This window comes from Salinimonas marina (assembly GCF_015644725.1).
Lineage (GTDB): Bacteria > Pseudomonadota > Gammaproteobacteria > Enterobacterales > Alteromonadaceae > Alteromonas.
Genome location: NZ_CP064795.1, coordinates 1,029,029 through 1,051,653 on the forward strand (window position 1 = coordinate 1,029,029; position 22,625 = coordinate 1,051,653).

General features: G+C 49.0%; 14 protein-coding genes and 8 pseudogenes. 7 read left to right on the plus strand and 15 right to left on the minus strand.

Features of this window, described 5'->3' with window-relative positions; genetic code table 11:
• Positions 1 to 209: 209 nt before the first annotated feature.
• A complete protein-coding gene (pepA, locus tag IT774_RS04375; protein ID WP_195811509.1) occupies positions 210 to 977 on the minus strand; it encodes a flocculation-associated PEP-CTERM protein PepA in 768 nt (255 codons plus the stop codon).
• 163 nt (positions 978 to 1,140) lie between these two features.
• Entirely contained in the window at positions 1,141 to 1,998 is an 858-nt protein-coding gene (locus IT774_RS04380; RefSeq protein ID WP_195811510.1) for a ThiF family adenylyltransferase, read from the minus strand.
• A gap of 188 nt (positions 1,999 to 2,186) precedes the next feature.
• Here IT774_RS04380 and IT774_RS04385 point away from each other — a divergent pair, with 188 nt between their 5' ends.
• From IT774_RS04385 to IT774_RS04395, 3 genes and pseudogenes are all read left to right on the plus strand, one after another.
• Positions 2,187 to 2,957, plus strand: a complete 771-nt coding sequence (locus IT774_RS04385) for a S1 family peptidase (RefSeq protein ID WP_195811511.1) — start codon at positions 2,187 to 2,189, stop codon at positions 2,955 to 2,957.
• An 84-nt stretch (positions 2,958 to 3,041) separates the two neighbouring features.
• A pseudogene (gene tviB, locus IT774_RS04390) lies at positions 3,042 to 4,315 on the plus strand (Vi polysaccharide biosynthesis UDP-N-acetylglucosamine C-6 dehydrogenase TviB).
• A 12-nt stretch (positions 4,316 to 4,327) separates the two neighbouring features.
• A pseudogene (locus IT774_RS04395) lies at positions 4,328 to 5,343 on the plus strand (NAD-dependent epimerase).
• 479 nt (positions 5,344 to 5,822) lie between these two features.
• Here the strand turns inward: IT774_RS04395 and IT774_RS04400 are convergent.
• From IT774_RS04400 to IT774_RS04415, 4 genes and pseudogenes are all read right to left on the minus strand, one after another.
• Positions 5,823 to 6,710: a PEP-CTERM/exosortase system-associated acyltransferase gene (locus IT774_RS04400; RefSeq protein ID WP_232365117.1), complete on the minus strand. Its 888-nt coding sequence runs from the start codon at positions 6,708 to 6,710 to the stop codon at positions 5,823 to 5,825.
• 354 nt (positions 6,711 to 7,064) lie between these two features.
• Positions 7,065 to 9,253 (minus strand): annotated as a pseudogene (locus IT774_RS04405) (malate synthase G).
• Positions 9,254 to 9,359: 106 nt separating this feature from the next.
• Positions 9,360 to 10,318 (minus strand): annotated as a pseudogene (locus IT774_RS04410) (LysR family transcriptional regulator).
• Positions 10,319 to 10,521: 203 nt separating this feature from the next.
• Positions 10,522 to 12,117 carry an isocitrate lyase gene (locus IT774_RS04415; protein ID WP_195811512.1) on the minus strand — a complete coding sequence of 532 codons (1,596 nt, stop codon included), beginning with the start codon at positions 12,115 to 12,117 and terminating at the stop codon, positions 10,522 to 10,524.
• 488 nt (positions 12,118 to 12,605) lie between these two features.
• Between IT774_RS04415 and IT774_RS17985 the strand changes: the two are divergent.
• The 3 genes and pseudogenes from IT774_RS17985 to IT774_RS04425 form a co-directional block, all read left to right on the plus strand.
• A pseudogene (locus IT774_RS17985) lies at positions 12,606 to 13,049 on the plus strand (PepSY-associated TM helix domain-containing protein); the annotation flags it as partial.
• 23 nt (positions 13,050 to 13,072) lie between these two features.
• Positions 13,073 to 13,846, plus strand: a complete 774-nt coding sequence (locus tag IT774_RS04420; protein WP_195811513.1) for a PepSY domain-containing protein — start codon at positions 13,073 to 13,075, stop codon at positions 13,844 to 13,846.
• A gap of 115 nt (positions 13,847 to 13,961) precedes the next feature.
• Positions 13,962 to 15,404 carry an alkaline phosphatase gene (locus IT774_RS04425; RefSeq protein ID WP_195811514.1) on the plus strand — a complete coding sequence of 481 codons (1,443 nt, stop codon included), beginning with the start codon at positions 13,962 to 13,964 and terminating at the stop codon, positions 15,402 to 15,404.
• Between the two features lie 78 nt (positions 15,405 to 15,482).
• Here the strand turns inward: IT774_RS04425 and IT774_RS04430 are convergent, their stop codons facing one another.
• From IT774_RS04430 to IT774_RS04470, 9 genes and pseudogenes are all read right to left on the minus strand, one after another.
• Positions 15,483 to 16,187, minus strand: coding sequence for a VC0807 family protein (locus IT774_RS04430; protein WP_195811515.1), 705 nt, complete (start codon positions 16,185 to 16,187; stop codon positions 15,483 to 15,485).
• Between the two features lie 168 nt (positions 16,188 to 16,355).
• Positions 16,356 to 16,916 (minus strand): rhomboid family intramembrane serine protease, encoded by a 561-nt coding sequence (locus tag IT774_RS04435; RefSeq protein ID WP_195811516.1) that lies wholly within the window; start codon positions 16,914 to 16,916, stop codon positions 16,356 to 16,358.
• Complete coding sequence (locus tag IT774_RS04440) at positions 16,913 to 18,076, minus strand: glutathionylspermidine synthase family protein (protein WP_195811517.1); 1,164 nt, start codon at positions 18,074 to 18,076, stop codon at positions 16,913 to 16,915. Before IT774_RS04440 ends, IT774_RS04435 begins: the two co-directional genes overlap by 4 nt.
• Positions 18,077 to 18,690, minus strand: a pseudogene (locus IT774_RS04445) (DUF1190 family protein).
• Between the two features lie 14 nt (positions 18,691 to 18,704).
• Positions 18,705 to 19,121 carry a DUF350 domain-containing protein gene (locus tag IT774_RS04450; RefSeq protein ID WP_195811518.1) on the minus strand — a complete coding sequence of 139 codons (417 nt, stop codon included), beginning with the start codon at positions 19,119 to 19,121 and terminating at the stop codon, positions 18,705 to 18,707.
• A gap of 11 nt (positions 19,122 to 19,132) precedes the next feature.
• On the minus strand, positions 19,133 to 19,780 hold the full coding sequence (locus IT774_RS04455) for a YjfK family protein (RefSeq protein ID WP_195811519.1): 648 nt from the start codon (positions 19,778 to 19,780) through the stop codon (positions 19,133 to 19,135).
• Positions 19,781 to 19,801: 21 nt separating this feature from the next.
• A pseudogene (locus IT774_RS04460) lies at positions 19,802 to 20,823 on the minus strand (potassium channel family protein).
• Positions 20,824 to 21,065: 242 nt separating this feature from the next.
• Complete coding sequence (locus IT774_RS04465) at positions 21,066 to 21,746, minus strand: PspA/IM30 family protein (RefSeq protein WP_195811520.1); 681 nt, start codon at positions 21,744 to 21,746, stop codon at positions 21,066 to 21,068.
• Between the two features lie 24 nt (positions 21,747 to 21,770).
• Positions 21,771 to 22,160, minus strand: coding sequence for a DUF2170 family protein (locus tag IT774_RS04470; RefSeq protein ID WP_195811521.1), 390 nt, complete (start codon positions 22,158 to 22,160; stop codon positions 21,771 to 21,773).
• Between the two features lie 235 nt (positions 22,161 to 22,395).
• Between IT774_RS04470 and IT774_RS04475 the strand changes: the two are divergent.
• Positions 22,396 to 22,607 (plus strand): annotated as a pseudogene (locus IT774_RS04475) (DUF6471 domain-containing protein).
• Positions 22,608 to 22,625 lie beyond the last annotated feature (18 nt).

Genomic DNA, 22,625 nt, shown 5'->3' on the forward strand with positions numbered 1-22,625 from the left:
CATTTTTTAAGGCTCTGTTTTATAACGAATATTTTATGAGGGGTGCACGAAGGTGTAAAGCACTCTGACACTAATTAGTTTGTTTATTGCTCTATAGCACTTTAGTGTTACTTGTTGGGCAGGATGTTGCTGACGGCAGGCGGTGTAAACTAATGCAAAAAAAAACGGCCCGAGGGCCGTTTTTTATAAAAGCGTATTTTTGGCTTAAATCAGGATTTACGACGGCTGGTAGCGCCCAGTCCTAGTAGCCCTAAAGCCAGAACAGCCAGCGTTGACGGCTCAGGAACAAATACCGCGCTAACATCACCAGTGACACGTTGTGAACCGGTTACCGCAAACGTATCAAAATCGCCATCGGCAATAACAAAATTGTAAAAAGGATTCGGCGCAACAAAAAAGCTTTGTCCATCGGCGGTCAGAGTAAAATCACCCCAGGTGAAGTCGAAAACACCCCCCCACTCATATTGCAGACCGTAGTTTTCCATCAGCATGTTGCTTGTTCCTAGCAAAAGATCGCCTGCGGTACCTACAGTGGTAAAGTTGATGGGATCATCATCAGCGATGTTTACGCCGAAATTGTTGTCTTGATCGAGGAATAATGAAAATGAACCCTCAGCACCGGTGAGTGAGGAGTTTGAGCCTTGTTCCCCTGGCACTGACACTGTACCTGTGGCAGAAAATAATGCATATAGCTTATACTCAGAGCCGATGACCGAGCCAATTTGTGACGAATTTTGTGTACCGTCGCTTCCAAATAGCTGCGCAAAGGTCACCGCCGCCTGGGCCGAAAAATTACCTTCACCATCAAACATCAGAGTTTCTGTATAGCCACCATTTAACTTATCGGCAGTGACTACCTGTCCACCGTCGAAGCGTGTTTCGTCAATGTTAAAATCCATAAATCCGGCATGGCATGCAAAAGAAGCAACCAGAGCGGTGGAAAGGGCAAAAGGTTTTACCAGAGCAGTCAGTTTCATCGTGCTGTTTCCTTGTTCAAAGAACTTGAAGAAAGTGTGCATAATTGCGGACAAAAGCTCAGCATAAATCGCGCCACCTTTACAAGTGGTTGTTTTTCGCTCTTTTTGTTGTTTCCTTGTGCAAAATAAGAATTAGTTTGTAAATTAACCTGACACTTTTTTGTTAGTCGTCGCTGACAATACGCTTTGCCATTTTGAATTTTAAGCGCTGTACCAATCCCCGATTGCCTTTGGGGCAGTGAGTACGGGTTAGCTTGTTGCGGTACGCATCAAAATGCAGACCATGAGGAGCACACTCTACCTTGCCCCGGTTAAGCAATATTTTAAGCGCGTAAGTCTGGGCCATGCCGGCACACAGATTTACCGCCATCGGTGTCGAAGGGCCACGTTGATCTTTAAAGCTCACCGCGGTTTCATCCACCAGATAATTACGCTGTAACATAGCGGGCGACAAGCCGATTAAAAACTGAATCAGCTGTTCTTCTTCTGTTTGTTTGTCTTCAAACCGAAAATACTCTTCAAAAGTCATCTGACCCGGCATAAAGCATAACAGGGCGCTACCCATGCCCAGCGGGGCAGCAGTGACTACCGGAATGCCCTTGTCATAGCATTTTTGAAACACCAGCTTTCTTGCTTTTAAGGCAAAAAAATCAAGACTGTCGACGTATAAGTCGACGTCTTCCAGAAACTCGTCCACATTGTCGTGGTGTACGCCGTCGCCAAATTCCCGTAAAGCCATTTCCGGGTTAATGTCGTGCAGCATCGACGACATTACTTCCATTTTGTTTTTGCCTACTGTGGATAAAAACGCACCGGCCTGCCGATTAAAGTTGTGCACATCGTACTCATCAAAATCGGATAAATTCACTTTTCCAATACCAAGGCGCGCCAGGGTCAGGGCATGTAAGCTGCCTACGCCACCACATCCGGCAATGGCCACTCGCTTGCTGCGTAACTCTGCCTGTTCCTGCTCTGTGACCCAGCCAATATTGCGTGAGAATGCTACATCGTAATCAAACACGTCTGAATCTCTTTGTTTAAAACCGTTTGCGATATTATAAAGGGGATACCCCCTTTTAGCGAGTTTCGTTTTCACGGTTAGGTATGTAATTAGCTGTCATTCATGCATACTATAGTACCAGATAGCAACTTAATCTTGCGCATCTTTAAATATGTCGGGATGAGCAAAATAAACAAGGAGTGTTGGCGATGTTTTTTAAAGTGCTATCAGTACTGGCGGTCAGCCTGTTACTGATGAGGCCGCCTGTTTTCGCGGCTGATTTGCCGGAACAGGTTAAAAAAATAAAACCCGCCATTGTAGGGGTAGGGCGGGTTGCGCCACTGGCCACCGTCAGTCACCAGCTAACCGGCACCGGTTTTGTGATTGGTGACGGGCAGTATGTGGTCACTAACGACCATGTCGCGAATGCCAAAGTGCCTAAGGATTTGAAATATCGCCGGGCGATTTTTTATGGACAGGGGCGCCGTGGCAAAATTATAGAAGTCCTCGAGGTTTACGAAGATCCTGAGCATGACTTGGCCATTCTGAAGATTGCTGAAAAATTACCGGCGGTGACATTGGCCGCGACCACGCAAATAGATGATGGCAAAACGGTGGCGACAACCGGGTATCCCATGGGCGGGATACTGGGATTATATGCAGCTACCCATCAGGGTATTATTGCGGCGTTTACCCCCAGCATCACTGCAGCAAAAAATAGTCAGCAAATTTCTGAACGATTCTTGCAAGGATTGCGTAATCGCTTCATGGTATATCAGCTGGATATTGTTGCTTACCCGGGTAACAGTGGTAGTCCGGTGTATCTGGCAGAAACCGGCGAAGTTTTTGCCGTTATCAACAAAGTCTTTGTTAAGCAAACCAAGGAGTCGGCTATTAGCAACCCAAGTGGCATTACTTATGCTATACCGGTTGAACACGTTTATGCGTTAGCCAAAAAACATAATATTCCTTTAGGGTAAATCCTATACTCTTTAGCTTGATAATATCGTTTCCTTGCATAATAAAGTATGCAAACATCATTAAAAAATGAGCGTAGTATTTGTATGTCAGTAGAATTTAAAAAGATTGGAGTCATAGGCTTAGGCTATGTGGGCTTACCCCTTGCTGTGGCTTTTGGAAAATACCGACCCACGGTGGGTTTTGATATTAACACCCGCCGGGTAGAAGAGCTTCAAAATGGCTCTGATCACACCCTGGAAGTTTCCTCGCAGGAATTGCAGCTGGCCAGCCAACTGTCTTTCACTGCCGACAAACATGCATTGTCCGACTGTGACGTTATTATTGTAACCGTGCCCACCCCATTGATCGCAATAAACAGCCGGATATGACGCCGCTGCATAAAGCCAGCGAGATGATTGGCGAGGTCATAAGCGCTAACAGTGTGGTGATATATGAGTCTACGGTATACCCAGGCGCTACTGAAGAATATTGTATTCCGCTTATCGAGAAGATGTCAGGCCTGACCTACAACCAGGATTTTTATGCCGGCTATAGCCCTGAGCGCATTAACCCCGGGGACAAAACCCACCGGTTGGAGTCGATTGTTAAAGTAACCTCAGGCAGCACCCCTGAGATTGCCGATAAAGTGGACGCGCTGTATCAGGAAATTATCAAGGCGGGTACACATAAAGCCTCGTCCATCAAAGTGGCCGAAGCGGCCAAGGTTATTGAAAATACCCAACGGGATTTGAACATTGCACTGATCAATGAATTAGCCATGATTTTTGAAAAAGCCGGCATTGATACTGAAGAAGTATTAGAAGCGGCGGGCAGCAAGTGGAACTTCCTGCCATTTCGACCCGGGCTGGTGGGCGGACACTGTATTGGTGTCGACCCGTATTATCTTACCCATAAAGCCGAAGAGTTAGGCCACCACCCAGACGTTATTCTGGCTGGGCGCCGCATCAACGATAAAATGGGTGAGTATGTGGTCTCCCGCTTAGTAAAAACCATGCTTAAAAAGCAAATTATGGTGAATGGTGGCAATATTTTGCTGTTAGGGATCACATTTAAGGAAAATTGTCCGGACATACGCAATACTAAAGTGGTGGATATTGCCTCGGAGCTTAATGAGTACAATGTGAATCTGGACATTTACGACCCATGGGCAAGCCCAGAGGAAGTACGCAGCGAGTATGGTCTGGAACTGGTTGATGCTCCTGTTCAAGGTAAATACGATGCGGTGATCGCCGCCGTGGGTCACCAGCAGTTCAAATCGCTGTCGAAAGAAGATTTACGCGCCCTGTGCAAAGACAACAGCGTGATCTTCGATCTGAAATACATGTTTGATAAATCAAGCGTAGATATACGCTTATAAGGAATTTGTAAAATGAAAGTGCTTGTTACCGGAGCGGCAGGTTTTATCGGCTCGCATGTCTCAATGTATTTGCTTGAGCGTGGCGATGAAGTGGTAGGCCTGGACAACCTGAATGACTATTACGACCCGACACTGAAAGAAGCGCGTCTGGAGCGTATTAAAGCGTTGCCCAGCGCCGACAAATTCCGCTTTGTTAAAATGGCCGTGGAAGATCGGGATGGTATGGAAACCCTGTTTGCCGAAGAAAAGTTCGACAAGGTGGTTCACCTCGCGGCGCAGGCAGGGGTTCGTTATTCTATCGAAAACCCCCATGCTTATATTGACTCCAACATCGTTGGCTTTATGAACATTCTGGAAGGATGTCGTCATAATAAGGTTAAACACCTGGTGTATGCATCATCAAGTTCGGTGTATGGCGCTAACGAAAGCATGCCGTTTGCGGTGGAAGACAATGTCGATCATCCGATGTCCCTGTATGCCGCCAGCAAGAAAGCGAATGAGCTTATGGCTCACACTTACAGCAATCTGTATAACCTGCCTACTACCGGTTTACGCTTTTTTACTGTGTATGGTCCGTGGGACGGCCTGATATGGCGTTGTTCCTGTTCACCAAAGCGATATTGGAAGACGAGCCTATCAAGGTGTTCAACCATGGCAACCATCGTCGGGATTTCACCTATATCGACGACATTGTGGAAGGTATTATCCGCACCCTGGATACCACTGCGGCAATTGACCCCAACTGGACCGGTGAAAACCCGAACCCAGGCTCTAGCAAGGTGCCGTGGAAAGTGTACAACATTGGCGCGCAAACGCCGGTGCATCTGATGACCTACATCGAAACATTGGAAAACGCGCTGGGCAAAAAGGCCGAAAAAGAATTACTGCCATTGCAGCCTGGCGATGTGCCGGATACCTACGCAGATGTAGAAGCGCTGGTCAACGATACCGGCTATCGTCCGACCACCACTATTGAAACCGGTATCAGTAACTTTGTGGCCTGGTATAAAGATTATTACAAGGTGTAAAGCTAAATAGGCATTACTGATATTTAAAAGCGCACTTCGGTGCGTTTTTTTATGCGCCCTTGTTTTGTGAGAATGCCAACCTTGGGGTGGCTACTTCCGGGTCCAGCTCACAGTAAATTGCAGTGAATTAAAAAGCTTTAAAAGAAGCGGGTCCCATCACCGAACGTGATACCAGGCTGTTAGTGTCGACATCTTTTTGGAGACTCCTACATCAGGAGGCATTTTCTGCACCTGTGGGCCCCACTGGCTTGTTAACCATCAAGCGCTCATTACTGCTATCGGCAGGATAGCCTTTGTAGGCAACCCGCGAGGGTTTTCTCAGCGCACATAAAGCGGTTTTAACAAGGCGGGTGGTAAACCCGGGTAGGCATCTCGGGAGGTAGGCTGCATTCGAACAGGTTAAAAGCAGCATCGTTCTGTTTTGTCAGTTTTTGACAGGATTGCTGTGGGGAAATATATAGGGTAGCGGTAATGTGGCGCTAAGGCGCCACCTGCTTTAAAGGCTCACACAGATGCTTCAATTCCCGCTCATAGAATGCTTCGGTGGCGGGCAGCTGGTCGCGAATGTTGTCTCTTATGGCATCCAGCATAACGGCAAAGCCCGGCTTCATACTGCTGATTAGCAATTCGCGATTGATATAATATGGCGCGCGCTTGCCATGATAATCCACCACCGGGCCTATTTGCTCAAACTTAATGCCTACAAAGCTCATACTGCGCGCCAGCCTGGGTTCCATCATCACAAAAGCATGCGATATATTGGCCTCAATGGCCGTCGCCGCGGCAGCAAAATATAAGCCTATGGCGATAAATGGAAAGCAGCGTAACTCGGTTTCGGAATACGCTTGCTGGTTAATCACACCGGTGGCCGCACCTGCAAACCTATCCATTTGTCGGCGCCGAAACTGGGCGGGGACGGCTAAGCGTGAAATTTCGCAGATTTCCTTGCGGTCAAAATTGCGCGGGTTCAGATCCTGCCGGGTAATAGAATTAAGACAATACTTTTCTATTGGGAGTTGCTCGTGGTCCTGCAACGGGCGAACAATTCTGACGGTGCCGGCTAATTCGTTGCTATTCAGATGGCGAATTAAGCAGTGACGGGAAAACTGATCAAACTCATCAATTTCGAGACCATCAGCAGCTATTGGCTCAAATTTGAGCTCCTCACAATATACTTTGTGACGAATTCTGAAAACTTCATCACGTAGTTCATGTGAGCTGGCCAGTTCGGGAGTTAAATAAGTACTGAAGTGTGACGAAATATAGTGTGCTTCTCGCAGTTGCTGATAACCTTTAAATAGCTTACCCAGCTTAGATTTGCTTACCCGCCGGGTAAGGTTACTCATCATTGTTTTTTTATTAGTCATAACCACAGCTACTGAAGTTGATTTCTACCACACCCATGCATTCCTTGCATGGCACCTCTCAGACTTTTGCCGTACCCAGCAGGTACGTATTTAAGTCTGGACCCAGTATGCTCAAATTCCAAGCAGACTTCATTACACTATAGGCTATTATACGTATTCATATTCATACCAGTGTCGAAGTGATGTGGTACGCAGGGTGTTGATACTATAATAAAAGATGCTGTTTACAGCCAGCCAGGGTCCAAATGAGTATCGAGATGTTATTTGTGAGCATTTAATAGGTTTTCAGACAAACACCTAAAAAAGGCTGAGTAAAAATCATCAGCCTTGTGTTAATCAGCAGCTATTGCTGGTTTACCGGGGGTGTTGTTGCAGCTCCTGCTTCATTTGCCGGCGCCGGGCATGAAGTAACGGTTCGGTGTACCCGCTGGGCTGGGTTGTGCCTTCAAATATGAGATCCCGGGCAGTGTCGTATCCTAAGGTAACCCCATCGTCGGTGGTCATAGGAATGTACTGCGGGTCATCTTTATTCTGTTCATCCACAAGTTCGGCCATGCGTTGTAAGCTTTGCTCAACCTGTTGCGGGCTCACCACCTTGTGTACCAGCCAGTTAGCAATATGCTGAGAAGAGATACGCAGTGTCGCGCGATCTTCCATCAGCCCGGTATTATCAATATCCGGTACTTTCGAGCAGCCAATGCCCTGATGCACCCACCGCACCACATAACCCAGAATACCCTGCACATTATTGTCCAGCTCCCGCTGCACTTCCGGCTCAGAAAGCGTTTCTCCAGGCTTTAATAAAGGCAGGGTGAGCATATCAGGTAAATAATTCTGATGATGTTGGCGTAGGGCAGGGTGTAATGCCAGCACGTCCACCTGATGATAATGCAAAGCATGTAGCGTCGCCGCTGTTGGTGAGGGGACCCACGCGGTATTGGCGCCTGCCTGCAGATGGGCAATTTTGGTTTGCATCATCGCCTGCATATTATCGGGTACTGGCCACATGCCTTTACCTATCTGGGCTTTTCCGGAAAGCCCGCACGCAAGCCCGGTAGCAACATTGGCTTTTTCATAAGCGGCGATCCAGGGGCGATTTTTTAGTTCCCCTTTAGGCGCAAAAGGCCCAGCGTACATGGAGGTATGAATTTCATCCCCGGTACGATCTAAAAAACCAGTATTAATAAATACAACACGGCTGGAAGCCTCAGCAATACAGGCTTTCAGGTTCAGGCTGGTGCGTCGTTCTTCATCCATAATGCCCATTTTTAAAGTATCAGCCGGTAAGCCGATGGCACGCTCCACCTCACTAAATAGGGTATTCGTGAACGCGACCTCGTCAGGCCCGTGCATTTTGGGTTTGACAATATACACACTGCCATGGCGGGAATTACGTTGGGGTCGGGTGCTGTAGATGTCATGCAGGGCGATGGTGGCGGTGATCATTGCATCCATTAAACCTTCATAAACCGGTTTGTTGTCCAGCAACATGGCATCGTTTTGCATCAGGTGACCCACATTTCTGATAAACATCAGGCTGCGGCCTGGGATGGTTATTGCCGAATCTGTGGCGGCGCTCTTATACTCACGGTCGGGATTCATGCGGCGGATATGGGTCTTACCCTGTTTTTTAACCTCCACACGTAAATCACCGCGCATTAGTCCCAGCCAGTTTTGATACACCAGGGTTTTGTCCTGTGCATCCACCGCGGCCACCGAGTCTTCACAATCCATGATTGTGGTCAGCGCTGATTCAACCAGGATGTCGTTAAGGCCGGCCCGATCAGCTTTGCCTATAGGCGCTTCACGGTCAATCTGCAGCTCAACATGTAGCCCATGATGTTCGAGTAGCACTGCTGTGGGCGCGTCAGCTGACCCCTGATACCCTTTAAAAGCCGCAGGCGCCTGCAATGTGGTGGTGCGATTTTCACGAAGCTCAACCTGTAACTGCCCGGCATTCACGGTGTAAGCACAAACATCAGCGTGAGAGCCTGAGACTAAAGGCAGGGTATCGTTCAGCCAGCGTTTGGTTTTTCCAATCACCGCCTGGCCGCGCTGAGGGTTATAGTTCTTGCCAGGTGCCAGGTCGCCGTCCGTGTCAATGACATCGGTGCCGTAGCAGGCGTCATACAGACTACCCCAGCGGGCATTCACGGCATTTAAGGCGTAACGGGCATTATTAATAGGCACCACCAGTTGCGGGCCCGCTTTTCTGGCAATTTCTTCATCGACTTTGTCCGTCGTTATGCTGACGTCATCGGGGCGGGAACCAGATAGCCGATATCTTCTAAGAATGCCTGATGGCGGGCAGGATCTGCCGAACTTGCGCCTTCCTGCCGATACCAGGTATCAAGACGCTGCTGTAATTCTTCTCGGGTGTGGAGCAACGATTGATTCTGCGGAGTCAGTTTAACCAGCATGGCTTCAAACGCAGACCAGAACTGTTCAGCATCAAGATGGGTGCCTGGCAGCACCTGCTTATTAATAAAATCATGTAGCACCGAGGCAATATTAAGACGTCCCTGGGCAATATAGTTTTGCATAACTCTCTCCACATCTTTGTTTTCCAAGGCGATAAAATCAGCCTATTTGTTTCAGTGTAGAGCCTAATTTAATGTTTTATTAATTTATGGCTGCTATGTTTGTCATTTATCCTGTGAATGGGTCTTGCTGGTTCATTTGTTCTGCTACTTCACTGATTAGCCTGCGCAACCAGATATGTCCTGCATCATGATGTAGCAATGCGCTCCAGGCCATCTTCAACGCAATCGGCGGAATGTCAAAAGGGGGGCTTTCAGGACCACCTGAGGATCCTCATTGAACAAACGCGCGGCTTTGGTGGGTAACGTCGCGATAAGATTTTGGGTTTTAGCCATCTGCAGAGCTGCATGGTAATGCCGGGTAAATACCCGGATATCCCGCTGCTTTCCTAACTTGGTGAGTTCGGCATCTACCCAGCCAAGCTTTTGCACCTCATTGGGGTCAATACCGACGCCCACGCCAAAACCGGTTTTACTCACCCAGATATGGCGCGACTCCAGATAGCCGGCTAAGTCCCAGTTGGTGGCTAAAGGATGATCCGCGCTCAGCACACAGCTAAAGGTGTCGTACCAGATGACCTTTTGATGAAAAGACAGCGGCAACTCTTCAAACCGATTGATGGCCATGTCCACCTTGCCCTGTTCAACATCGTGAAAGGTCACATCACTGGGGGTGATAAGATCCAGGGTGATATTGGGCGCCTGTACCGCCAGTTCGCTTAACAAGCCTAACAGCAGTGTGCTTTCTGCATAATCACTGGTCATAATTCGAAAGGTACGGCGACTGGAGGCGGGGTCAAAATCCGTCTCTGGCTGAATTGAGCTTTCCAGCCGGCTAAGTACATCACGAATCACCGGCTGCAGCTCTAACGCCCGTTTGGTGGGAGTCATGCCATCACTGGTGCGCACCAGCAACGGATCTTTAAATAAATCGCGAAGTCGTTTCAAACCGTTGCTCATTGCTGGCTGAGTAATGCTCAGCTGATTGGCTGCCCGGGTTACGCTTCCTTCGCGTAGCAATACATCCAGATACACCAGCAAATTTAAATCGACTTTGGCTATATTCATAGTAACAACATCTTGTTCGGGGTGATGGGATAACAGCAGTATAAATACAATACGAGTCTGTGTCAGAAGTGTTTGTGCTTGTAACATATGGAAAAATTACTTCGCAATCTGGCGCAGGCGCTGGGCTGACCTACCCAATAACAAAGCCCCTTAACGGGGCCTTGTTATGAGTTGGCGTAATGTGGAGGTATCACAAGAGTCAATCAGACATCAAACTGGTTCATGGTGTTGTCATCACCTGATGCTTTGAGTGCCGCCTCGCCTGAGAAATACTCTTTGTGGGTGTCACCTAAATCTGAGCCGGCCATCGCCTGATGTTTAACACAGGCCAGACCTTCACGGATTTCTTTGCGCTGAACACCTTTTACGTAAGCCAGCATACCCTCTTCACCAAAATAGCCTTTGGCCAGATTGTCTGTGGACAACGCCGTGGTGTGATAAGTCGGCAGCGTAATCAAATGGTGAAAGATTCCGGCTTCACGAGCTGCATCCTGCTGGAAGCTCTGAATTCTCTGGTCCGCTTCCAATGCCAGCTCGGTTTCGTCGTATTGCGCTGACATTAATTTTGCCCGGTCGTAGTGACTGACATCCTGGCCTTGCTGCTGCCATGCATCAAATACCTGCTGGCGGAAGTTCAGCGTCCAGTTAAACGATGGTGAGTTGTTGTAGACCAGCTTTGCATCGGGAACCACTTCACGAATGGCATTCACCATTTCGGCTATTTGCCCGACATGGGGTTTTTCAGTTTCTATCCATAGCAAATCGGCGCCATGCTGCAGTGAGGTAATACAGTCAAGCACCACCCGGTCCACCCCGGTATCGGCTTTAAAGCGAAACAGGCCATTAGGCAGACGCACCGGCTTAACCAGCTTATTGTTTTGCTTAAGGGTCAGGTCACCTTCTTCTAACTCGTCGATGCTGGTAACTTCCTGCGTATCTAAAAACGCATTGTATTTTGCGGCCAGATCGCCAGGCTGAGTCGATACGGGGATCTTTTGGGTCAGCCCTGCACCCAGTGAATCGGTACGTGCGACAATCACCCCATCATCTACACCCAGCTCTAAAAAGGCATAACGCACGGCGTTGATTTTTGCCAGAAAGTCTTCGTGGGGCACTGTAACTTTACCGTCCTGGTGGCCACATTGTTTGGCATCAGACACCTGGTTCTCTATCTGAATACAACAGGCCCCGGCTTCGATCATTTTTTTGGCCAGCAAATAGGTGGCTTCTTCGTTGCCAAATCCGGCATCGATATCGGCAATAATCGGAACCACGTGAGTTTCAAAGTTGTCAATTTGCTGCTCAATCGCCGTGGTGTCCTGCCCTTGGGCCCGGGCCTCATCAAGCTGTTTGAACAACTTGCCCAGCTCCTGGGCATCGGCCTGACGTAAAAAGGTATACAGTTCTTCAATCAGACTCGCGACCGATGTTTTTTCGTGCATGGACTGGTCGGGCAGGGGGCCGAACTCAGAGCGCAAGGCCGCTACCATCCAACCTGAAAGATACAGATAGCTCTTGCTGGTGGTACCCTGATGCTTTTTAACCGCCAGCATTTTCTGTTGTCCTACAAAACCATGCCAGCAGCCTAATGACTGGGTGTACTGAGCCGGGTCAGCGTCATATTCCGCCATATCTTTACGCATGATGGCGGCGGTGTAGCGAGCAATATCAAGTCCGGTTTTGAAACGATTCTGAGCTTTCATGCGTGCTGCAAAATCAGGGTTAATGCCTTCCCACGTGCCTTTATGGGTGGATTTTAGCGTAGCGATTGCATCAATATCTTGCTGAAACTGAGACATGTTGTGCTCCCTATGTCTTGTTATATAGTCGCTGGAGGGGTTACCCGACAGCTTAGTTCGTAAGGTCCATTTAACTGTAGCGCCAGAATTGGGATAAAAAAAATATATAAATCGCATACTCTTCATATATTTCGTGAATGGAGGTGCTATTTAGGCTGAGTCTATATCTGTTATTCCTGCGCCATGCTCATGCCCTCTGCCGAGGTAAATATTCTTGTATAGGAAGTCAGAGCCCTTGTAATAGACCTTATACAGAGAGCTTACACGAGCCTTTAGGTACAGCGGGAAAACCCGGAAGGGCTGTAAGCGCTGCGAACGACGCGCCGTTGACGGATAATGCTCGCACTGCTGCATGCGTACCGGTAAAATAATCTGCCTGGCTGGTTGTCATCAGTGACATTTTTTCGTTTCTATTTTCACAGAGCCTTTTTATGTCTATTTCTGCCCGTGGTTACTATGCCACTGTATGGCGCTGACACTTTTACGCCGGACTTTTCTGTATCCCATTGGTATTAATTCTGGCTGTTTCCGGGGCCGTTTATTTGTTCAAGCCACAGCTTGAGGGCCTGGCCGAAAGTTCGTTTCATTCAGACTCGGTGCCAGCCGGGCCCCGTCTTTCTGCCAACCAGCAAATTAACCGTGCCTTGGCGGTCTGGCCAGACAGCCGCCTGGTGCGCTACCGGCTACCGCAATACAACACCGAAGCGGTTCGAATTACTGTACAAGCCAGTCAACACGCCTGGTATGTGTATGTGAATCCTTATTCCGGCAATATCGTTGGCACCCGGCAGGTGAGTCAGACGCTGGCCGAATGGATGAAAACCCTGCATGGTCAGCTGCATTTAGCAGATAAGGGGTCACTGGTCATTGAGCTGGCCGCCAGTTGGAGCATTATTCTGATTGTGACTGGTCTGTATTTATGGTGGCCGCGGTCGGGACAGGGCGCCGCGGGTGTATGGTACCCCCGGCTGGGGCCGGTGGACGCCGGTTCTGGCTGGATATTCACCGGGTCACGGGCATGTGGATTTCAATACTGGCGTTATTTTTACTGGTATCCGGCCTGCCGTGGACAACCGTATGGGGCAGTGGGTTTCAGGCGGCGCGAAGTTATTTTGCCCAAATGCAGGTGGAGCAGGATTGGTCCACCGCCCCCGATACTAAGACCGCGCCTGCAAAAAACACAAAGTCAGAGCCCGAGCTGAACCTGAGCCCGGCAATTTATCGGGTAGCAGTAGATGCGGCGTTATCGCCACCGGTGGCATTGAGCCCGTCAACCTTGCAACCCGGGGCCTGGCGAATCAGTTCGATGGACCCGAATTTACCGGCACGCGCCTCGGTGTGGGTGGACGCCAATGCCGCGGTCCTCAAACGCAGCGAATTTGCCGACAACCCTGCGCTGGATAAAGTGATTCTGACCGGTATCGCGGCCCACGAAGGCCAGCTATCCGGATTAGCCAATCAGTTACTGGGATTGCTTGCGGCGCTGGGCCTGATGTTACTGAGTATTTCAGGGTTTGTGATGTGGTATAAACGCAAACCGGGCCGCCAGCTGGGCGCACCAAAATCCCGTTTTTATGACAAGAGGATAGTAGCGCTGGTGACTGGCCTGACATTGTTGTTGCCCATGGTGCTTTTTTCGATACTAAGCTTGTTAGTAACAGAATGGCTGATCTTGCGGCGTGTTGAACGACTCCGGCGTTTTTTCGCCCTTTCAGAGCGCAAAACCTAACGCCTTCGGGGGGCCAATTATTTAGCCGTTGTTTTATAACTGCTTATCTAATTTGGTTGGTGCTGACGGTCCGGGTGCATTACACTAATGTCGATTATTATTCACGGATGTCTTCATGTTACGAAAACTCACCTTTATTTCAATGGTTGGGATAGCGGCTTTGCAAGGTTGTGCCCAATCAGGCTCTAATCAAACAAGCAACGATGCAAAGCTCACCGCGCCCCAGGCCCCTAAAAATATTATTATGGTGGTGGCTGATGGTATGGGCCCCGCTTATACTACAGCGTATCGTAATTTCGCTGATGACCCGGCTACGCCGCAGGTAGAACGGGTAGTGTTCGACAATATTCTGGTTGGTAATGCTTCTACCTATCCCGCGTCGGTATCGGGTTTTGTGACCGACTCGGCGGCCGCAGCCACGGCCCTGGCTACGGGAGTAAAATCTTACAATGGCGCTATCGGGGTAGATGTAAACAAACTGCCAGTCGAGTCGGTGATGCATCGGGCTAAAATTCGGGGCCTGCGCACCGGCTTAGCGGTTACCTCGCAAATTAACCACGCCACCCCAGCTTCTTATGTAGCCCATAATGAGAGTCGGCATAATTATAATGAGATTGCCAACAGCTATTTTGATGAAAGACTGGACGGTAAACTTGTTGCTGATGTGATGTTAGGTGGCGGAGTTCAGTATTTTGAGCGCGAAGACCGTGATTTGGTTGCTGAGTTTATTGATGCTGACTATGAGTATGTTGATACCTACAATAAACTGGCCACTTTACCCACTGGCTCCAATGTTCTAGGATTATTTGCGCCTAAAGGGTTACCTCCTGCACTGGATGATGTCAGGGCAACACGACTGGCTTATCTGACCGAACATGCCATTAAGCATCTTGAAAATGAGCACGGCTATTTCTTGCTGGTGGAAGCCAGCCAGGTTGACTGGGCGGGGCACTCCAATGATATTGGCTCGGCGATGGCAGAGATGCACGACCTGGCCGCCACTATGGAGTTGTTGAAGCAGTATGTAAGCGAGCACCCCGATACCCTGGTGGTATTAACCGCAGATCACAGTACGGGTGGTTTTAGTATTGGTGCGAATGGCGATTATGTGTGGTCTCCCGAATACCTGCGCTCGATGAAATCGTCGGCAGAACGCATTGCCCTTAACCTGGTGGATGTGGACCAACCGCTGGCCTATATCAGTCAGCAACTGGGCTTTGCCTTTGATGAAAATGATAATAAATTTTTAGAAAAAGTCATCGCGAACAAAGACGTCAAAGCACGTGAAGCCGGACTCAAACAGTTTTTGGATATGAAAACAAACACTGGCTGGACCTCCACTGGTCACACCGGCGTTGATGTTGAAGTTTTTGCCTTTGGCGCGGGTAGCCAGGCTTTTGCCGGGCAGCTGGATAATACTGATATTGCAAAAAAACTTAAGCAGTTTGTAGATGGCACCGCCGCAGCTAAAGGAGCACCGCCAGCGCCGGTAACTCAGCCTGAAGATGAAAATGCTGAACGTCCCTGCGACTTCAAAGAGGATTGGCGCTGCTTATAAGCTGAACACCAGCTACTAGCGCATACTCACAAAAAAGGCCGGTCAAAGACCGGCCTTTTTGTTATCGTTGCGATGAAGTTAGTTGTTCAAAAAGGTATCAAGATCTTCGCCGGTAATCTTAGAAATCTGGCTGAACAAATACCACAACGCGGTGATCAGCAAAATGGTGCTGGGGATAACAATGACTGGATAACTAAGTGCGGTCATGCGGCCCAGCTCCTCGGTATAGGCGGTGGTGCCGGGCTCACTGACCAAAATCATTTTGGCCAGAATATAGTTAAGCGCGGAAGAGACAAAAAACGACGTCGCCACAATGTAGGAACTGTTTGCCACCTTACGGCGAAATTCAGACTGTTTATTTTTCTTGTCCAGGGCGTTATTTAATGCCGGCCAGTTGATAATATTATCATTGAGAATCAGCATGCGAACCAATGGCTTTTTGGTGTATTGCGTAGCCAGCACCGCCAGCCCGATTAACGCGGGTATCGCGGCTTCTTTGATCGCAATGTATTCAGCTGGCAGCTTTAAAAGGCTGATACCACCGGTAAGCAACACGCTCACAATACCTAATACCGAAAAACCATTTATTTTTCCGGACTGTTTTAGATCCCAAAGACCATAGCCAATAGGAAATGCCAGGGCGGCAACGATACTCCAGGCCGGCCCGAGGTATTCCGGCGCACTGCCATAACTCATTACTACCACTGGAATGATGATATTAAAGGCTAAATTGCCAAAAAAGCCCTGATTCTGTTTTTGTTTTGTTTGCTCTGCCGAGGCCATGACTACTTCACTTAACTTGTATTAAAAGCATTTTTAGAAAAAAACAATGCGCTGCCAGCGACAGCCCATAGACTTATTATAACAGTGCATTTTATTACGCACATCCCGTGCCACATAACTAAGTATACTTGCTAAGTACGAAGACCAGTGAGCGGCGGGTGAGAGAACTTAGCTCGTCTGGTTGGCGCCCCATTTCCAGGCGGCCAGTAAGCCTGAAATGAAACCAAACAAGTGATACTCATAAGAGACAAAATCTTTGCCCGGCAAAATACCAATTAACAGGCCACCGTACAGAATGGCAACCAGTACTGAGATAATAATGTAGGGGATGCGCCGGGTCATAAATCCTGCCAGCAATAAAAACCCAAAGTACCCGTATACAATGCCACTGGCTCCCACGTGAAAAGCAGAACGGCCGAATAGCCAGACACACAAACCCGATAGCAAAAACACCGTAAGGGTAACCCAGCCGAAGGTACGCTTGCCCCATTGTAGGGTGAGCCACATAAACAGCATTAGCGGCACCAGATTAGTAATCAGGTGCGTGGGCGAGCCATGTACAAAGGGCGCAGTAAAGATGTGCCACCAGCCGGGAACAAAGCGCGGCATAATACCCAGTGAGCCTAAGCTACGCATGGTCAGTAAATTGATAATTTCGACCACGACCAGCAGCACTCCGATGATAACCAGAAACCGGGCTTGTTGTTTAAGTTTGGGCAATTGAGTCATAAAATGATATGCGGTACAAAACGCGAAAGATCTTGTGTAATCAAAGAGGAATCCTCTCTGACAGAAATGCCGGCGGGCAGATTGTCCACCAGCCAGCTACCTATAAGCGTATAATTACGGGAAAAACACGGAAGCGGATGAAACGCCTGTAAAATAAATCCTTCTTCACCGTATGGCCCCGCCGACAGCGGGCGTTCATGGTTATCTTCCAGTAACGAGATGTTCGCACCCTCGCGGGAGTACAGTGGTTTTTTTACCCATTTGCCTGGCAGCGAAGCACGGCGATCATCGGCAAAAAAGGCGGGCAGCAGGTTCGGGTGATTCGGAAACATTTTCCAAAGCTGTGGCAGCAGCGCTTTGTTTGACAGTACCGACTTCCACATGGGTTCAAGCCAGTTAACATCGGCCTGGGGCAAGGCCCCGGCAAATTCTTCACGCAGCATAAACTCCCAGGGATAGAGCTTAAAGCAGTCGGTTATAGGTGCGTTATTCAGGTCGGTGAAAACCTGGGTATCCGCCAGGCCTATATCTTCAATAAACACAAAGTCGGTGGTCAGGCCCGCGGCGGTGGCGCAATCCTGCAGATATTGCACGGTGCCCCGATCTTCCTCGGTGTCCTGACAACAGGCAAAGTGCATTTGGCCTATGTTGTACCAGCGTGCGATATCGGCAAATCGATGAATCAGTTTTTCCTGCAGCGAATTAAATTGATCAGCACCGCGAAAGAGCACCCCGCGCTCAACCTGTTGTTCTAACCACAACCATTGCCAGAATCCGGTTTCATATAAAGAGGTGGGGGTGTCGGCGTTGTTTTCCAGCAGTTTGGCGGGACCGTTTCCGTCATAAACCAAATCAAGCCGCGAATACAACGAGGGATCACGGTGTTGCCAGGACTGCTGAACCATGTCCCAGCAGTCCTGGGGAATCTGAAAGCGGGTTAACAGCTGTTCGCTGTTAACGACTTCATCAACCACCGCCAAACACATTTGATGCAGCTCGGCGGTTGGGGTTTCCAAATCGTTTTCGATTTGCGCCAGAGAAAACTGATAATACAACGACTCGTCCCAGTAGGGTTCGTTGTACATCGTGTGAAAATGAAAGCCGTACTGAGCAGCCTGCTGTTTCCAGTCAGGCCGCTCGGCTACCGTGTGCCGCAGCAATCAGCCACCCCAGCCACTGGAACGGGATTTACTGCCCCAACTTGATTTTGCCCTGACCGAACTACCAAAACCTCCCCGGCTCATCGTGCGGGTTACTGTAGGTTTGGGTTTAAAGCGTTTGGGGCTCACACGATAATTGCGCTTACGGATATCGCCGTCAAACACATGGCCGTCCGCCGTCACCCAGCGTGAACGAAACGACGAATAGGGCGAGTACGAAGTGAACAATGGTTGTGAGTAATAACTACGGGGGACAGCAACTGGCTTACCATGTAGCCAGCCATAAAGGGCATAAAAAATGAACCCGAATCATTAGCAACCTGACGGCACTGGTTCGGGCCAAATTCGTACTCGCAGTCATTTTCAGTAGAAAACTTCGGGCTGGTGCGCGCCGCTTCTTCAACGGCCTGCTGATAAGCGGCCTGACACTGTTGACGGGCGTCAGGATAGTCCTGATTACAGTCATCTACCGAGGTGTACACTTTGGCCGGTTGACGATCGTCGGCGCAGGCGCTTAAAAAGACACTGGCTACGCCCAGCGCCAGCGGTTTTACCGCAAAGCCTTTGCGCATTTGCGACAGGTCAATTCGTTTGGTGCGTTTTAATGAGGTCATACTTGCCTTCCTGCTTAGTAGGTCATGCAGGCCGCATTAAGCAGACCTACGGCAATCGACATGGCGGCCAGCATGGTGCCTGCAGAAACTTCATTATTGTCGATACGCTCGGCAATGCGCGGCATAAAGGTGAACCGAAGCAGGGCAAAAGCTAAGGACTGGGCGACAATGGCAACAATACCCCAGATAGCAAAATCAACTACGCCCAGCGAGTTTGCCGCGGCGCCCGACAGCGCCAGCGCAAAACCTACAATAGCCCCGCCAAAACCGATGGCGGCGGCCACATTTTTATCTTCTTTTACCAGTTTCCATTCATCGTGGGGCGTAACCAGGGCGTACACAAATTTAAAAACAAATAAAAATACCACCGAAAGCACGAAATACAGGGCAAAGTTATCCAGCCCTGCCAGTGATGCCATAATCGTGTCCATTCAATATTCCTCTAGCCGTTGATTGTTAAGTCGGTGGGCTGTACATCAAAACCGGTACTGATCACCAGACACCGATCTTTGTTCTGCCCTATTATTTTTTCTTCCCCCACCACCAATAAAGATTCGTAGCGGTCGTTATCCAGTTCGCGTTCATACAGCATCATAAACTGATCAGTGGTGCTGGTATCGCCATCTTCCTCATAGGTGGTCTCACTCACGGCCACCGGGGGCGAAGTGTCGCCCACAGCATCCCATACCCGGGTAAAGGTATGACCATTTAATGTATAAGTGGGCTGGGAGATCAGGTTATCCAGACAATGCTGCCATTGTTTGTCATCGCCGATGGTCTGGGTTTCATAAAAATGCCAGAGTTTTACGTCGGTGATATGATTTTCGGTCAGTCCGCCATCGGTGACCACCTGCAAAAAAGCCTCGTCATCGGTATAAAACCGTAACATGGTCCCACCTGAGTCCAGATTGGCCTGGCCTACGGCCTGAATCAATTGCGAGCGGGCACAGTTTTGGATGGTAAGTTCAGGCTCGAGCAATTTAAGCTTAAGGTCAGCCAGTTCAAACGACCCTCCCAGATAAAGCCCCATAATTTCCGGCGCTTTAGGGGCGTCCGGGGTTTTGTCTTTACCAAACCATTTACTGAACATGGGTTGCTCCTGTGAAAAAATTTACTGTGCCAGCCGGGCCCAGTCAATATTGTAGATTCGCGAACTGGCAATATAAAACAGCGTATCGTTGGGCGATAGCTGTTCATCAAAGTCGGGATTAACGACCATATTCTGATACACCCCGCCTGGCGCGTAACCAATTAAAATCGCATCGTGATGCTGCTTTAGCCCAATAAACAGCTGGCCCACGGTCAACGCCCCACAATCGGGTGGCAACGCAACCGAAAATTGGGCCTGACCGGCATCCACACTCAGTAAATCGTGGTGCAACATACTTGAACCAGGATCAAAAACCGACTTCGCCAGCATTTCTACCGCCACGCTCGGGGTACATTCTACGTTGGGGCAGTGGGTTTGCAACAAACTCACCAGTGAGTCATCGGTAAAATAGGCCACCTGATGGGCATCCGGATTACGCTTGGTACAGTACAGGGCCGTCGTCAGGGTCACATCGTCCTGTGGGTTGTCGATAAGAATAACCCCGGCATCAGCCACGCACGCCCGATCCATATCAGCATCTTTGTTAAACGACTCAACATGCACAAACTCAATCTGGCCGGGCAGGGGTTGGTGATATCGGCTTTAACACACAGGACAATATCGGGTTTGTCCGTCAGATCTTTACGTTCTTTCAATAACAAATCGAGCAGTAATAAGGTTTTTTGTTCATTCCAGCCGATGACCAGAATATGTTTTTGTACCTGCAAGTTCTTCATTCCTGTCAGTCCTTTCTGCCATTGGTCGCTCACCCAGGCCGCGATCCGGCCAATAACCATGGCAAAGATACTTAACCCCGCCGGGATCACATACAAGGCTACAATCACCTTGCCAGCACTGGTGACCGGCGACAAATCACCATAGCCTACGGTTGACGCGGTGACCGCCAGCCAATACACAAATTCAATCTGTCCGGTCAGCTCGGTTTCGCCGGCTGCCAGCAACAACGCATAGCTGGTAAGCCCGTAAATCAGCGTCATCACCAAAATGGTGTACCAACGCGACTCGCTGAAATATTTCACCATAAGCTTACGAATGTAGATCCAGGAGCTTACTGGCCGGGTAGTATCCTGATTTTTCAAAACACGTTTGTCTCTGTACACATGGAGGGCTTTCCTTTCAGCCAGGCTAAACCGGCTCCGGGGTGAAAACGGTTAAGCTTACTTTACCTAAGCCCACAATAATGTCATCCCCATCAGACTAAATTATTGTAAAGACTTACAAAAAAAGGGCGCTAACAGGCGCCCTTAGTAGTATTGCTCACAAATTACTTACCCAGAATACGGCTAAGCTCGTCATCAGCAGAGGTGGTGCCACCTTTGATACCGGCACTAGCCAGACGCTTTTCCAGGTCTGAAGAGGACTCTTCACCGGCCAGCTCTTCGGCTGCTTCAAGCTCAGCATTGCGTAGCTTTTGCTTGTCCTGAATGCGCGATAATGACTCCGTCGCCGTTTTCATTTTGCTATTTGCACCCATGTGCCGTGAAGACACCGCCACCTGGGCTTTTTGAACGCTTTCAGTGGCTTTCACCATGTCGACCTGTTGCTCCAGGCGACGCAGGTTAGCTTTTGCCTGTTGAATATTGCCAGCAAGCTGCTTTTCAGATTGTTGAAACTGATCAAGATAGGACTGTTCCTGAGCGCGCTCTTCTTTCAACTCAGATACTTTCTGGGCACAATCCAGGGCCAGCTGACGGTCGTTGTCGACCGCTTTACGGGCATGAGCTTCGTATTCGGCAATTGAGGCATCAAAACTGTCTATTTTTTGCTGAGACAATTTGCGCTTGGCCAGAATTTGCGTGCGGGCATGATCGGACTTACGCAACTCTTCTTTGGCTTCGCGGATTTCCTGTTCCAGAATACGAATCGCCTGACTATCGGCAACATTTTGCGCCGCTTCGGTGGCACCGCCTTTTACTGCGGTAATAAGTTTTTTCCAAACAGACATATGCTGCTCCTGTAACTGTAATCGTTAGTGAAGATGCGTTTCGTAGGCATCTAAAAAGGATGCGACATTTTGAAACAGTGTCTCAACTTCTATCACCACACTTTCAGCCTTTGACTGGGCACTCAGGGCCCCAAAGGCGGTGTAGTATTCTTCACCGTTGATGGTGGAGATGCCCACGGTAGTGAGCGGGAAAACCATATGGGTGGAAAGGATTTCATGATCCAGTGCTGCTTTGTCATTGACCTGACTGGCCGAAAACAACAAACTTTCTACCAGAATTTGCTCGCCCGAAATGGCCAGCCATGCATCGATGCCATCCTGATTGGCTATCAGTAAACAGCCTTCCTCTTTGGTCACTACATAATCGTCGTGTTCTTTTAACAAAGCTTCAAGCTGTGCCAGATCCCAGCTCATAGGGTTTCTCCTTTAATGTTGATGCGAAATGCGTGACAGCCACTTTACCCACAATTGTGTTGACCGCCAACATTCACACGCTCAGTGTAGACAGACTATAGCTGAATGGTCAATAATAAATAATGTTCTAATGTGTAAATAAGTGTGTTTTTGTAAACGATAACTCACAAATGGTGATTATGTGACTACACAGAAAAACTGGCGTTTATTAGTACAACGCCTGCTAAAAGCGCAAATGAGCGTACGTGGTATGAAATACCAGCAGCTTAGCGAGCGCCTGGCCCAGATAGGCATAGCACAAAGTGCCGACAACCTGCGCAATAAAGTGAACAAGGGTATAATGGGGCAGATTTGCTGTTGCAAATACTTATGGTGTTAAATGTGCGTGCGCTGACTATGTCAGATTTACAGGAAATCCTCGCTGATCTTGAAGACCAAGACGGGTAAACTAGGCGGCCGAATACA